Below are 14,063 nucleotides of genomic sequence, written 5' to 3'. Positions count from 1 at the left end.
ATACGTGGCGAGGCTTCGCGGCGCGGGCGATCAATGGCGACCGTGCCCGTCCTTGCAGTCCTGCGAGGACGCCCGGAGATCGGTTGCCGGAGACCTGCCGGCGGCGCTTCATGGCGATGGAGATCATTTTGGCCGGTAAGCCCGGCGACGGAGCGCCCGACAAGGCCGGATTCCTAAACGCCGACCTTGCCTTGACGAAACGGTCTCGTTTCACCTATATTCAAAACTTTCCTAGCTTTGCGATTTTTGCGGTGACGCGGAAACCTTCTCCGAGCGGTCCGCAGGCCGGAACTAGGTCCTCATACGATACGGAAAGGCCATGAAACGCGAACGGCGTCACGAGTTGCACGATAATCTATTGGCTCGCTGGTTGGCCGATGTGACTGAGAAGGCGGCGCCCTATGCCCGGGCATTCTCGCTCGCAGTTGTCTTGGTCGTATTGATCATCGCCGCGTGGTATGTCTTTTCGAATCGTTCGCGGGCGAATCGTGAAGCAGCATGGGGAGCCCTTTATCAGGCCATGCAGAAGGGCACGGCCGCCGATTTGGAGGCCGTTGCCGAGCAATACCCCGGGAGTGAAGCCGCGCTGTGGGCGCAAGTCGCTGCCGCGGACGTTCACTTGGAGATCGGTTGTGCGCAGCTATTCAGCAACAAAGCCGACGCCGTGCAGGAGTTGCAAAAGGCGATCGACGGTTACCTGGCGGTTAGGGACAAAGTGCGGCGGCCGGAATTGAAAGAGCGGATGCTATGGGGATTGGCTCGGGCTTATGAATCGCTCGCGGGATCGCGGCAAGGGCAGGGCGAGTTAGATCGGGCCGTCAAGCTCTACCGCGAACTGGCGGAGAGCTTTCCGGAGGGGCGCTTCGCAACGCTGGCTCGGCGTCGTGCCGACGAGCTGGAGCGTCAGGACGTGCAGGGCTTCTACGATTTCTTCGCACGTTACGAGCCGACCCCGAGTCCTCCGCCGGGCGGTTTTTCTCCCGGTGACTTGCCGTTCGATCCCGGGGCCTTGCCGCCGCCGCCCGCCGCCGGAACGGTGCCGCCTGCCGCAAGTGAAGGATCGGGGGAGAGCGGTGCGACGAGTTCGCCGCCTCAAGCCGACGAAGCATCTTCCGCTGCCGGGGAGCCGATGATGGAGCCGCCGACGGCTGAACCGGGGAACTCCGCCGAAGGCACCAAGACGCCCGCGAACCCGACTCTTCCGAGCGGCGATGCCGGCGGTTCTCCGCAGCCGTAAGCGACGGCGTGCGGCTCCGGTAATTCGGCTCAACTGCTTTCGCCGGGCCTTGCGCCGGTTGAGGTCTGCTTGCCATGACGACGGGTTTTTCACCCGAGACGAAACCGGTTCGTCTGGTGGTCGGTGCGGAACACGTCGGCTGGAGACTCGATGCATTTCTTGTCCTGCATTTTCCGGCCTATAGTCGGGTGGTGCTCCGCCGAGTTATTACCGAAGGCGGGGTGACGGTGGATGAGAAGGGAGCCAAGCCGAGCTATCGTTTGAAGCCCGGACAGACCGTCACGGTGACGCTCCCCGAGGTCCCCCGGCAGTGTCCGAAGCCGGAGCCGATTCCGCTGGATGTGCTCTACGACGATGACTGGCTGGCGGTCGTCAACAAGCCGCCGGGGATGGTCGTCCATCCGGCCCGCGGGCATTGGTCGGGAACGCTGGCGGGAGCGATCCAACACATGTACGGGGGACGCCTGAGCAGCTTGGGGGGGCCGAATCGGCCGGGCATTGTGCATCGCTTGGATCGGGATACGAGCGGGGCGATTCTGGTCGCCAAGCACGACTTGGCGCATCGCAGGCTGGCCGAGCAGTTCGCCGCGCGTACCGTGGAAAAGCAATACCTGGCGATCACTGCCGGCGTTCCCGATCGGGACGCGGATTGGGTGGATCAGCCGATCGGCTTGCATCCGCAACAGCGGGAGAAGATGGCGATTCGCCGCCACGACCCCGATGCCCGATCCGCTCAGACCTTGTACCGCGTCGAGGAACGCTTTCTGGGCTTCGCTTTGGTCTCGGCCTATCCCAAGACAGGTCGTACGCATCAGATTCGCATCCACTTGGCTCACGTGGGGTGTCCCGTACTCTGCGATCGCCAATACGGCGGTCGGGCCGAAATCACGCGAGGGGAGCTGGTTTCCGGCGTGCCGGACGGGGAGGTTGTGTTAGCTCGGCAGGCGCTCCATGCTCATCGCTTGAGCTTCGATCATCCCGGCACCGGCGGAAGGATGACGGTTGAGGCCCCGTTGCCGCGCGACATGACCGAGGTGTTGGAATCGCTGCGACGGTATCGGCCTTGGAAGCGGAGCATGGGCTTGAGGTGACGGCTCCGCCTCCGGGCGTCATTCCGGTCGGCCGGTACAGGCCGGGGGAAGACGTCTTGCCCTGCCTAGGAAGTAGGGCGAACCGCGCGTCCGAGAACGGAAGCCATCAGGTCTTGGGTGCCCCAGGTGGTGGGATGAGCGACCACTTCCCCCGCCGCATAGCCGCACGTGCGGCCCTGCTGGGCATTGACGTCGCGGATGCGATCCAGGATCTCGGGACGATGGCCGAATTGGGTGTGATAACAGGCCACAGCCGCGAGCTTGGCATCCAAGCTCGCCGAAATGTCCACGACCAGGAGGTTTTCGGCGGGTGGGGCAAGTTGCCGCAGCGACAGGAAATAGAACAAATAGTGCGGTATGTTGTGAACCGGCAGGTTCTCAAAGTGCTCATCCCATTTCGAGAGCCTGGCGTAGAAGATCGCGGCTTCCGTGATCCGGCGAGCGGCCTCGTGATCGGGAGACGCAAAGGGCGTATCGCCGCCCAAGCAGAGAACGAGTTGCGGGCGGTAGCGTCGGAATTCCGTCGCCAGGGCGCATCGCGCCTCGAAGTCATCGAATAGGCGGCGATTCGGCAAGGCGAGCGTCACGCGGACGCAGGCCCCCAGCGTCCTTGCGGCAGCCGCGGCTTCGTCCAGCCGGGTTTCCGGGCCGGGCGACTGCGGCGTCGGCTCTCCGTCCGTCAAGTCGATGATCCCGACTCGGTAGCCTTGACGGCTCAGGGTGTGAACGATCCCCCCGCAACCGATCTCTACGTCGTCCGGGTGGGCGCCCACGGCAAGCACGTCCAGAGGCGCATCCTCCCCGCGTTGATCCCACGTCTTCTTCTCGTTCATGCGGCGTTGATGTGCAAAAATCCTCTGATGTTACGGTTCCGACAGCGGGTCGGAGGTTTTCCGTGGAGGTTCCATCGCCGTCCGTCGCTCTGCGGGAGACATCCGGCAGGGGGCCGAGGGGATGGAAGACGCAGTCATCCATTCTTGCGGTTTTCGGGCAGCGGTTTGATGGCTGCCACGATGAACGTCGGGTTCAAGGCTTGGAATCGGACGCGATCGAGCTGATAGTAGCCTCGCGCGAGGTTGATCATAAGGACGTCGATGTGCGGAGTCAGGGTGCGTATCCGTTGCTGGCATTCAGCGACGTTGTCCACGCTGCCCATGGTTACGACCAATCGCCCACCGGGACGAAGTCGCCCGAACGCGGCTTGGCAAAGATCGACCACTTGGCGTCCGCTGCCGCCGACGAAGACGCAGTCCGGATCGGGCAGTCCCGTCCAAGCCTCGGGTGCTCGTCCCGGGATCGGCCTCAGGTTCGGGACGTCGAACCGTTGCGCGTTTTCGCGGAGAAGCTCGTAATCGTCGGGGTCCATTTCCACGGCGAAGACGGTCCCCTCGCGTGCGATTTGCGCGGCCTCGATGGAGAGCGATCCGCTGCCCGCTCCGACGTCCCAAACGATGCTCCGCAGGCCGACATCCAACTTAGCCAGCGCGATGGCGCGGATTTCAGCCGGGGTGAGAAGCCCCCGCTTGGGTTTCGATTGCAAGAACGTCTCGTCGGGATTACCGAACAGGCGTTTGCCCCATTGTTTCAGCGGGCGATCGGGGACGTCCGGTTTCCGCACCAAGATCATCACATTGAGCGGTGAATAGGTGTGCGCGGCGATGTCGTGCAGTTCGCCGGAGGTGACGCGCTCGTTGGGGGCCCCTAAGTGTTCGCAGACGTAAGCGGAAAAATAGTCCAACCCGCAGGCCAAAAGCTGTTCCGCCAAGCGATTGGGCGGAAACTCTTCCGTCGTGAAGAGCCCGACCTTGTCCGCCGAACGGATGCGAGAGATGACCTCTTCCAGCGGATGATCCGCTAAATTGGCCAGATACGCGTCCTCCCAATTTTCTTTGACTCGGGCAAAGGCCAACTGCATGGTACTGACATGCGGCACGACCTCGAAGCGATCCTTGCCGATCTTTTCCCACAGGTAGCGGGCGACGCCGTAGAACAAGGGATCTCCCACCGCGAGAAGGACGATCCGTTTTTCCGGATGGGCGGTGATTTGAGCGACGATCTCTTGCAAACTATTGGAGATTTCCAGCTTGGGCGTGGAAAGATCCCGGACGATGGCCAAGCAATCCGGATCCCCGATCAAGAGTTCGGCCGAGGCGACCAGTTTCCGGGCATGCTCCGTCAGGCCCGCCAAGCCGTCTTCACCGATTCCGATGATATGAATCCGCCGCGGCGATTCGACTTGCGTCACCGTGTACCCTCCTCGATGAAACGGTGATGGTGCGCTACCCTCGGGCGGTTCTTCCGTCCCGAGCGAACAATGTCGATTTTATGACCGAGACGCTCCGTGGGACAATGAGGCCTCGGCGGGAAAAGACGACTTTAGACCGTCGGCGCCGCGTGGGAGTCGCAAGATGCTAGGCCGGGAAAAAAAGAACCGCTGCCGATCGCTCGAAGCTCGGCGCGGTTCTCAGAAAATGCTGCGGAGTCGTTTTGCGACGCTTCCGGGTTGCGGCAACCTGCGAAGGCTTGTTACCGCTGATTGACCGCCAGGCCGGTCAGACTCATTACATAGTCGCGGTCGGCCGGGGAAAGCCGATTCCAGGAGACGCGGACGAAGGCGCCGGAAGGCGTTTGCAGGCGAACGACTTGGCCTTCGATCGTTTGGACGAATCGCGCGGTGACATGGTAGATCCCCGTGTCGTCCGTCCAAATCCGATACCCGCTCTGGTTGGGAGCCGGAGCCGCTTCGGCTGCGGGTGCCGGAGCCGGGGCGGGAGCTTCCGCCGGAGCGGGTGGAGCGGCCTCGGCGGCCGGGGGCGCCATTTCAGCGGCGGGTGCTTCCGGAGCCGGAGCCGCTTCAGCCGCGGGGGCCGGTGGAGCGGGCGTTTCGGCCGGAGCCGGAGGAGCCGGGGTCTCCGCGGGTGCCGGGGCCGGGGCAGGAGCTTCCGCCGGGGCGGGAGCGGCAGGCTCAGCCGGAGCGGGCGGAGCAGCCTCGGCGGCCGGGGGCACCATCTCAGCGGCGGGGGCTTCCGGAGCGGGAGCCGCTTCAGCCGCGGGGGCCGGCGGAGCGGGCGTTTCGGCCGGAGCCGGAGCTGCCGGGGTCTCCGCAGGTGCCGGGGCCGGAGCCTCCGGTGCAACGTCGGACGGGGATTCCATGGGAGCGGGTGCCGGTGCCGTGGTCTCATCGGGCGTCGCGACCTGCGCTTCCGGCTCGCTCGTCACTCCGCAATCCTGAGGGACGCAGCAGTCCACGGGAAGGCTGCAAGCCACGCTGGGACAGTGCAGTCGGACAAACCTATGTCCGAAAAGCTTGCAGGCGTAAGCCGGTCGCGCCGCAAGGACTCCGGCGCAGGCCAACAGAACCAAGCACAACATGTTGGAACGCATCGTCGTAGCCTCCTCTCAAAAGGGAAAGTCAAATCCGCCGATCACGTCGCGATCTTCCGCAGAGAACGCCTGTTTGGGGAGAGGCCGGATCGCAACGCACGGCTCAACCACGCCGTTCTCCAACCGAAAGGTTGGAGATGCAAACTGGAGGTCATGTATAAGTCTAGCTTGTTAGAATGGGTGGTTCAAGAAACTTAGGCCGGATGAGCGTGATTGGCCGCTGGGGAAGAGGCTTTCCCCTTGGCTAGAATAGAACAGCAGGGGTCTCGGCTCCAGGTCAGGGCAAGAAAGCAATCGGGCCGCCTCTGCGGCGGCCGCGATGGTTGAGGGCTGAGTTGGAGTTGACTCGACTCCGTCCTGGGGTGTGCTGTGGGAGGCGTCGCCGATGGGGACGGAGAGGACCGGGGCTTCCAGCCGCCGGCGACCTTCGGTTTCCAATCCCGGCGGCTAACGCGTCCGTCCGCGGAGCATGACGCTGGTGTTGTCGCCCACGCCCAAGACGGGCCGGTACGGGTCGGACAGAGCGCATTGCACGGGACGCCGTGGGTACCAGACCAAGCCGATGTTGAGGCTCCAGCTCTCGTCGATCTGGCCGTCCAGGCCGCTGCCGGTTTTGGGGGCGAGATAGGCGAAATTGCTTTCGAGGGCCCAACTGCGCCCCAACGGCACGACGGCATCCGCGCCGATGAAGGCATCTCCGTAGCCCGACCAACCCGCCCAAATGCGGCCTTCTCCGCCCTCCTCGAACTTGCGACGGTAAAAGAAGCCGTAGCGATCCAGTACCGAAAGATCCAGGATGGCAGGGGCGGCTTGGATGTTCTCGCGTGGGATGGTGACTTCACTGTCTTTCAGACCGTACATCCCCATGTAGCCGATTTCGCGGCAATCATCCAGCAGGAATGAGATTTCGTGCCGCAATTGCAGGAAATCGGCGTCTTCGTAGAAATCTTCGTGAAGCCAGTCGACCGCGACCGCCCATTGCCATCGCCCACAGTCGGGACGGCGGAAGATGCCCGCGGTGAGGAAAAACTGGTTGCGATCCTGATCCGTGATGGCGTTGGGGTCGAAGAGGGTCAACGCCTGGTTGCCGGCGAAATCGCTGTGTGTTACTTGGGCTCCGACTTGATAACCGATCCCCCACGGGCCGCCGATCGGGGCGCCGAAGTTCAGCCCTTCGTGGAAGCCGAAGTTGCCGTTGCCGCCCAGGTCCATGGGGCCTTTGAACCCGTGCACGCCTGCGTGGACGCTCAGCCCGTCAATCCAGGCGCCTTGAAATAGAAAATAGCCGGGGTACCAATAGCCGGGACCGTAATCGCCGGCCGGACCGCCCCAAGCTGGGGCCATTTCTTCGTACTGCACGGACGACTCGTCGTCCGGAATCGGCCCTTCCAATAGTTCACCGGGGGGAATGGTCTCGATCGGTCCTGATTCCTGAGACGCGCGGAGATAGCGAGCGCCGGTCGAAACGGGTCGGTCGGAGACGACCCGGGCACGCGAGGGGGGCAATTCGCCTGCATGAGACAGGACGCCCCCTCCGGCTTCATAGGGCGACGTATTGGAGCGAATCGCCCGATCGGCCCAACGACTTTGCGTCCGCGCGATATAGTCCGTCTCTTGGCCGATTCCGGGGATAGCCCACAGCATCAAAAGAGCGGCGCCGATTGTCAGGCGGGTTTTCAGCGGACGGAGCATGACATGATCTCTCTCATTACCGGAGGCAATCGTCTTCCCGGCCATCGGAGCAGCGCTCCCGTGGCCTAATGTGCCGGAAAAGACATCGTCACCGGCAGAGTCAAAACTTTCGGAAAAGTCTTCCTAAGTAGAAAAGATTGCTCAAACGAGTCGAATGATTGCAAAGATGGGCGAGATGGATGGGATCTTGTAGGAGTTTTCTGGGGGGAATTACGCTGCGGACAAGGCGCGGTCCAAATCTTCGATCAGGTCGTCCGCGTGCTCCAGACCCACCGAAAGGCGAATCAGTCCGTCGCTGATTCCATTCGCGCGGCGAACCTGGGGGTCGTAACTGGCATGCGACATGGACGCCGGTTGTTCAATCAGAGATTCGACCGCCCCCAAGCTGACGGCAAGCTGAAAGAGACGCGTCGTTTCGACGACCCGCTTTGCCTCGTCATAGCCGCTTTGCAGCTCAAAGCTAATCATGGCCCCGAAGCCGCCCGACATCTGCTTTTGGGCGATCTCGTGGCCTGGGTGGGAGGGCAAGCCGGGGTACAAGACCCTTCGGACGCGGGGATGGGAAGCCAAGAACGCGGCGATCGCCTCGGCGGTTTGACATTGGGCACGGATCCGAAGTTCCAGCGTCTTCAAACCGCGGCCGCTGAGGTAGGATTCCAGCGGGGCCATGACCGCGCCGGTCGCGTTTTGGATGAAATACAGCCTTTGGAAAAGCTCCTCGTCACGCACAATCAAGGCCCCTCCCAGCACGTCGCTGTGGCCGCCGATGTATTTCGTCACGGAATGCATGCTGATGTCCGCCCCCAGCTCCAGCGGGCGGGTGAGAACCGGCGTGGCGAAAGTGTTGTCCACGGCAAGCAAGGCCCCGTGGCGGTGGGCGATCTCGGCACAGGCGGCGATATCCGTGATGGTGAGTAGCGGATTGCCGGGGGATTCGATCCAGAGCAGCCTGGTGTTCGAGCGCACGGCCGCCCGGACCGCGTCCAGGTCTTCCGTAGGGACGAGCGTCACGTCAATCCCGGCGCGGTCGATGATCTTGTGGAAGAGGCGAAAGCTTCCGCCGTACAGGTCCCGCCCGGCCAGGATGTGGTCGCCGCTCTTGAGCAACATCGTGACGCAATGCACGGCCGCCATTCCGGAGGAAAAGGCCAGTGCGCCGCAACCGGACTCCAACGCCGCTAGGGTAGTTTCGAACGCCTTACGGGTTGGGTTGCCGCTGCGGGAGTAGTCGAAGGCGCCCCAGTCCCCGGCTCCCGGTTGCACGAAAGTAGCGGCCAGATAGATCGGCGGGACCACCGCTCCCGTGGCGTCCGGTTCATTACCGATGTGGATGGCTTTGGTTCGAAAGTGCATATGGTTTTGGCTCAAAAGGCTGCGAGGCCGGAAAGCAATCCGATCGGCTCATCGGTCGCCGCGCGGTCGCGATCATGGGTGGCGTTGCGGCACGATCGCACGGACGCGCGTACTAACCGCGGATCAGTGTTCCAAGGCCTGGGCGAAGTCGGCGATCAGATCTTCGGTATCTTCCAGACCGCATGAGACGCGGATCATGTTGTCCAGAATCCCGACGGCGCGCCGCTGATCCATGGTGAAGTCGTGGTAGCTCATGAAGATCGGCTGTTCGATTAAGGATTCGGCGCCCCCCAAGCTCGGGCCGATGCGGGGAATACGCACGGCATCCACGATCCGCGCCGTGGCCTCGGCGTCTGCGTCGCGGACCAGGAACGTTACCAGACCCCCGAACCCTCGCATCGTGCGCCGGGCGATCTCGTAATCGCGGTGGCTGGGCAAGCCCGGGTAATACACCTTTTCCACGCGAGGGTGCCGCTCCAAGAACTGTGCCAGGGCCAGGCCGTTTTGATTGTGCTGCCGCATGCGAAGTGCGAAGGTCTTGAGGCCGCGAAGCAACAGATAGGACGCTTGCGACGTCAAATTCACCCCCATCACGCCGCGGAGCTTGCGGACCGGCTCCAAAACTTCCTTGCGGCCGATGACGGCACCGGCCAGAAGGTCGTTGTGCCCGCCCAGATACTTGGTGCAGGAGTGGAGGACGCAATCGATGCCGTATTCCAACGGGCGAACGTTGTACGGCGTGGCCAACGTGGCATCGATCATGGTTTCGATGCCGTACTTTTTCCCCAGTGCGGCGAATCGTTCCAAGTCCACGACGCTGAGGTGGGGATTCGTCGGCGATTCGCTGATGAGGAGCTTGGTGCGGGGGTTGATGGCCGCCTCCATCTTCTCGTAGTCGCAGGCCGGGATCTGATGCGTGACCACGCCGTACTTGCCGAGGACCTTGGTGCAGAACTCGCGGCTGCGATGGTAACACTCATCGAACAAGATGATTTCGTCGCCGGCTTGGACCTTGCTCATCAAATAGCAGGTAACGGCGGCCATGCCGGTGGCGAAGGCGACGGCCGATTCACCGCCCTCGATCGCGGCCAGTTTCTGTTCCAAGACGCGCTCCGTGGGGTTGCTGTAACGACCGTATTCGTCGCGCGGCAGCTTTTTTTCCACGTACTCCAGGACGGCCGCGGTATTCTCGAAGGTGTAGGTGGCGGTGAAGAAAACAGGGTCCGTGATCGAATGGCAGGGCTTGAAGCGATCCTCGCCGCCGTGCACGCAAAGCGTGGCCAAGCGAGGAGCGTCGGATGCGGACCGGGAAAGAGGACTCGCGGAGTCGGACATGAGCGTTCACACCTCGATGGTTGGATGCAGGGCATGGATCAAGGCACGATCCCCGAAAAACGTGCGCGGCAAGCTCTCCGCCGCACCGATCCAAAAACAAAAGCCGCGACGAACAACCGGGCCGTCGCGGCATATCTGGATCGGTGTTGGATCGTTGCTCCCGGGCACGCCGAAGAGCGACGCCGGCACTTTAGCAGAGCTGGCTGCAAGCGGCCACAAATCCCAAGGTTGTGCATTCTATCATCGCGCAGGTCGGGCGGCAAGCAGACGCCTTGGGAAACGCCTCGGGGAGCGTCCCGATCGGGCGCGATGTTGGGCCGAGGCTCGCCGGCCTCGCGTCCGAGTCTCGGGAGGGCGGGACCTCGTCCCGGCGACCATGCGTCGCAGCTTGTTAACCCGGCAGGAGAATCCCGGCCGATACACGGACGACGAAGCAGACGGCAAATCCCAGGACGATCGGCAGCAGGGTGGACAGGGCGGTCCATTTGACGCTGCCGGTCTCCCGGTAGATGGTGTAAATGGTGGTGGAACAGGGGTTGTGCAGCAGGCTGAACAGCATCAAGCAAACGGCGGTCAGCGTGGTCCAGCCGCCTTGCCGCAGGATTTCGGCCGTGGCGGCCACGTCTTGCGGTTCGAACAAGACGCCCGGCGCCGCCCCGACACCCGACAGGTTCGTCGTCAGGACGGTCAGCATCAAGACCGTGGGGATGACGATTTCATTGGCGGGGATGGCGATGATATAGGCCAGCAAAATCACGCCGTTCAACCCCACCGCCAGGCCCAGCGGATTGAGGCCACGGATGATGTGCTCGGCCAAGGAGCGATCCGCGAGGGTGATGTTGGCGAGCAGCCAGATCGCGATACCGGCGGGAAAAGCGAACATCACGGCGCGCCCTAGCACGATCAGGGTCCGGTCGATCAAGGAGGTGTACAGAGTCTGAAGCAGTCGCGGCGGGCGATAAGGGGGCAGTTCCAAGTGGAAGGTGGAGACCTCGCCGCGAAGCACGGTGCGGCTGAGCGCCCGCGAGACGAGAAATGTGAACACGACTCCCAACATGGCCACGCCGACGACGCCGAGGGTGGCGACGATACCGGCCAAGTAGGGGGGCGCCAGGGCTCCCAGAAATATCGTGGCGAGCAGGATTTGCGTCGGCCAGCGACCGTTGCAGAGGGAGAAATTGTTGGTCACGATGGCCAGCAGCCGTTCTCGAGGACTGTCGATGACGCGGCAGGCGACGACGCCGGCGGCGTTGCAGCCGAAGCCCATGGTCATGGTCAACGCCTGTTTGCCGTGGGCGCCGGCCCACCGAAAGAGGCGATCGAGATTGAACGCCACGCGGGGCAGGTAGCCGAAGTCTTCCAGCAAGGTAAAGATGGGGAAAAAGATGGCCATCGGGGGGAACATCACGCTGACGACCCAGGCCATGGCGAGATAACCGCCGTCGATGAGCGGTCCGCGAATCCAGCCCGGCACGCCCGCCCATAGGGCCGCATCACGAAGCACGGGATGGAGCGTATCCACCAGGATTGCGGAGAGCAGGGCGGAGGGGTAATTCGCGCCTTGCACGGTAAGCCAAATCACGATCAGGAACAGCCCGATCATGATGGGATAGCCATAGATTCTGCTGGTGAGGATGCGGTCGAGCCGCCGATCCCAGTCCTCGGCCGAGGGCTCGCGCCGGACGCGGACCACGTTGCCGGCGATGCGGGCGGCCTCGGCGTACACGGCTTCCACCAAGACCTGATGAAAGTCCATGCCGATCTCCCAGCGGAGTTTGCCGGCTTGCTCCAGGATCGATTCGAGACGTTGCCGCAGGGGCGCCGGGATCTCTGCTTCCGCGACGGCGGAGGCTTTCGTCGCGGCGGTTTCTCCCAGCAGCGTCTCGGCGTCTTTCAGCTCGCGGAACTCGCCGCAGAGAACGGCTTCGGTCACGCGCGGGTCGCCGTCCAAGAGCCGCAGGCTGACCCAGTCGGCGTTCGTCAAATGCGGAAACACCTCCCGCAGGCTGCTGGAAATCTGCTGTACCGCGCGTTGCAAGCCGGGTGTCTGTCCGCCGACGCGCCTGGGCTGACACGTGATCTTGCCCGTGGCCACATCGTGCACGGTCTGAATGAGTTCCGGGATCCCTTTTCCGAACCGAGCGGATGCGGGAACGACCGGGATTCCCAGCTCCGCGGCCAGACGCTGTGTGTCGATCTCCATGCCGTGGCGGCGGACCTCGTCCATGAGGTTCAGGCACAAGACCGCCCGATCGGTGATTTCCAGCACTTGCAGGACCAAGTTCAGGTTGCGTTCCAGCCGGGAACCGTCCACCACGATGATGGTCACGTCGGGTTGACCGAAGAGCAGGAAATCGCGCGCCACCTCCTCGTCCAAGCTGGTGGCCATGAGGGAATAGGTTCCCGGCAGATCCACCAACTTGAATCGGCGGCCCTCATACGCGAACGCACCCTCGGCCCGGGTGACGGTCTTTCCCGGCCAATTGCCGGTGTGTTGGTGAAGGCCGGTCAAGGCGTTGAATACGGTACTCTTGCCGGTATTGGGGTTGCCCGCCAAAGCCGCCACGTAATCGTAGCCGTCCAACTCGATGCCCAGCCGCACAATCTGGGGACGGCGTGATTGAGAGCAGGTTCCGCACGAGGATGTATTCATGTGTCGTTCGGGCGAAGAAATCGCGTCGTACGTCAGTCCAAGTCAGTCGGAGGCTTTTTCCGCGGGGTGACCGCGCCGGTCCGTATCTCCCGCAGCGGCCGTTGCTGCGGGCGTTTCCACGAAGATCAGGGCGGCCTGATCCCTTCGCAGGGCGATCAACGTGCCCCGGACGCGGAAGGCCGTGGGGTCGCCGCCCGGGCTTCGGAACTCGGGTGTCACGACGCTTCCGGGGACGAATCCCAGGTCGAGCAGCCGCCGGCGCTGCAAACCGCGAACACGGGGTGAAAGGCCGCGGACGACGGCCGATTCCCCCACCTCCACCGCCGCCAAGGTTCGCCCGTCCAACATGGCCTGTTGGTCGGGCCGCAATTCCGCGCGGCGGACCCAGAGGTTCCGCGCGGCGTCGCGCGTGATCTGCACCGTTTGACCTTGCGACTCCAACCGCACCGAGTCCTCGCCGACGCGATCCAAGCGGATCGGCATGCCCACGGCCAAGCCGTGCGAAAGCAATTCGGCGTACGGCGCGTGCGGCTCGTCCTCCAAGTGGCTGATGACCAGGGTGTCGCCGGGGCGGGCCAGTTCGACGCGGTCGCCGCGCGGCGGAGGCACACTGCCGCCCGCCGAGGGAATAGGGTCTCCGTGAGGATCGTATTGCGGGAAGCCGAGACTGCGTTCCAACGCCCGCAGATCCTCGTCGTTCGTCAGGTGTTCCAGCTCATGGGCGCGGCGATGCCAATCGTCGGGAGGGATTCCCGTTTCTTCGGCCAAGTAGCGTTCCCAAAGTCGGTGAATCCGCACAATGCGAATCGCTTCACGGCGGCCGTCGTCCGTCGCCCGAATTCGGCCCGCGGCGTCCCGAGCCAATAATCCCATCTGCTCCAGCCGCGCGACGACCTGTTCCGCCTTTTGCCGAGAGACGCGAAGCGACCGAGCAAAGTCATCCACGCTCGCCGGCAATCCCTCGGAGTGGCGGTCATGCAACAGTTTGAGTGCGTCCTCGAACAGGACCCGTTCGCGAACGCCGGGGCGGAAAGACTCGCTCCAGCGTTTCCACCAAGAGGGAATCGGTATCAGCGACACCCGAGTGATCCTCGAAAACCGTGATGGAATTGCCATGGCGCGGGAGACGAACGTCCGGCTCGACTCAAATTCGCCGTCCCCGCGCCGCAATCATCGCCGACAAGCCCGGGCGTTCGAATGACGCTCCCGCGTCGACGACCGGCGGATCGGTGCCCGTTGCGGCATTCCGATCCTATCAATTCTATCGTACGGGCGGTCGCCGGTTCGGTCGGCCTGATCGATTTGCGAGCCGGGAACG

Annotated in this window: 10 protein-coding genes; 2 read left to right on the top strand and 8 right to left on the bottom strand. The window is 63.3% G+C overall.

What is annotated here, in order from left to right; translation table 11 throughout:
- Window positions 1-319 precede the first annotated feature (319 nt).
- Window positions 320-1,237, top strand: a complete 918-nt coding sequence (locus tag ACZ5B4_RS08690; protein WP_464910834.1) for a tetratricopeptide repeat protein — start codon at window positions 320-322, stop codon at window positions 1,235-1,237.
- A 74-nt stretch (window positions 1,238-1,311) separates the two neighbouring features.
- A complete protein-coding gene (locus ACZ5B4_RS08685) occupies window positions 1,312-2,328 on the top strand; it encodes an RluA family pseudouridine synthase (RefSeq protein WP_464910833.1) in 1,017 nt (338 codons plus the stop codon).
- Between the two features lie 65 nt (window positions 2,329-2,393).
- Here ACZ5B4_RS08685 and ACZ5B4_RS08680 read toward each other — a convergent pair whose 3' ends face one another.
- The 8 genes from ACZ5B4_RS08680 to ACZ5B4_RS08645 form a co-directional block, all read right to left on the bottom strand.
- The gene (locus ACZ5B4_RS08680; protein ID WP_464910832.1) at window positions 2,394-3,161 is read right to left on the bottom strand and encodes a PIG-L family deacetylase; all 768 of its coding nucleotides are present in this window, start codon (window positions 3,159-3,161) and stop codon (window positions 2,394-2,396) included.
- Between the two features lie 134 nt (window positions 3,162-3,295).
- Entirely contained in the window at window positions 3,296-4,573 is a 1,278-nt protein-coding gene (gene cbiE, locus ACZ5B4_RS08675; protein ID WP_464910831.1) for a precorrin-6y C5,15-methyltransferase (decarboxylating) subunit CbiE, read from the bottom strand.
- A 281-nt stretch (window positions 4,574-4,854) separates the two neighbouring features.
- Window positions 4,855-5,712, bottom strand: a complete 858-nt coding sequence (locus ACZ5B4_RS08670) for an SHD1 domain-containing protein (protein ID WP_464910830.1) — start codon at window positions 5,710-5,712, stop codon at window positions 4,855-4,857.
- A 447-nt stretch (window positions 5,713-6,159) separates the two neighbouring features.
- Complete coding sequence (locus ACZ5B4_RS08665; protein WP_464910829.1) at window positions 6,160-7,404, bottom strand: DUF6666 family protein; 1,245 nt, start codon at window positions 7,402-7,404, stop codon at window positions 6,160-6,162.
- Window positions 7,405-7,614: 210 nt separating this feature from the next.
- Entirely contained in the window at window positions 7,615-8,757 is a 1,143-nt protein-coding gene (locus ACZ5B4_RS08660) for a trans-sulfuration enzyme family protein (RefSeq protein ID WP_464910828.1), read from the bottom strand.
- Window positions 8,758-8,880: 123 nt separating this feature from the next.
- Window positions 8,881-10,092 carry a trans-sulfuration enzyme family protein gene (locus tag ACZ5B4_RS08655; protein ID WP_464910827.1) on the bottom strand — a complete coding sequence of 404 codons (1,212 nt, stop codon included), beginning with the start codon at window positions 10,090-10,092 and terminating at the stop codon, window positions 8,881-8,883.
- A gap of 391 nt (window positions 10,093-10,483) precedes the next feature.
- Window positions 10,484-12,745, bottom strand: a complete 2,262-nt coding sequence (gene feoB / locus ACZ5B4_RS08650) for a ferrous iron transport protein B (protein WP_464910826.1) — start codon at window positions 12,743-12,745, stop codon at window positions 10,484-10,486.
- A 42-nt stretch (window positions 12,746-12,787) separates the two neighbouring features.
- Complete coding sequence (locus ACZ5B4_RS08645; protein WP_464910825.1) at window positions 12,788-13,825, bottom strand: metal-dependent transcriptional regulator; 1,038 nt, start codon at window positions 13,823-13,825, stop codon at window positions 12,788-12,790.
- Between the last annotated feature and the right edge of the window lie 238 nt (window positions 13,826-14,063).

Source organism: Thermogutta hypogea (assembly GCF_055386265.1).
The sequence above is the reverse complement of the archived record's forward strand: the minus strand, read 5'-3'. Positions and strand labels throughout refer to the sequence as shown.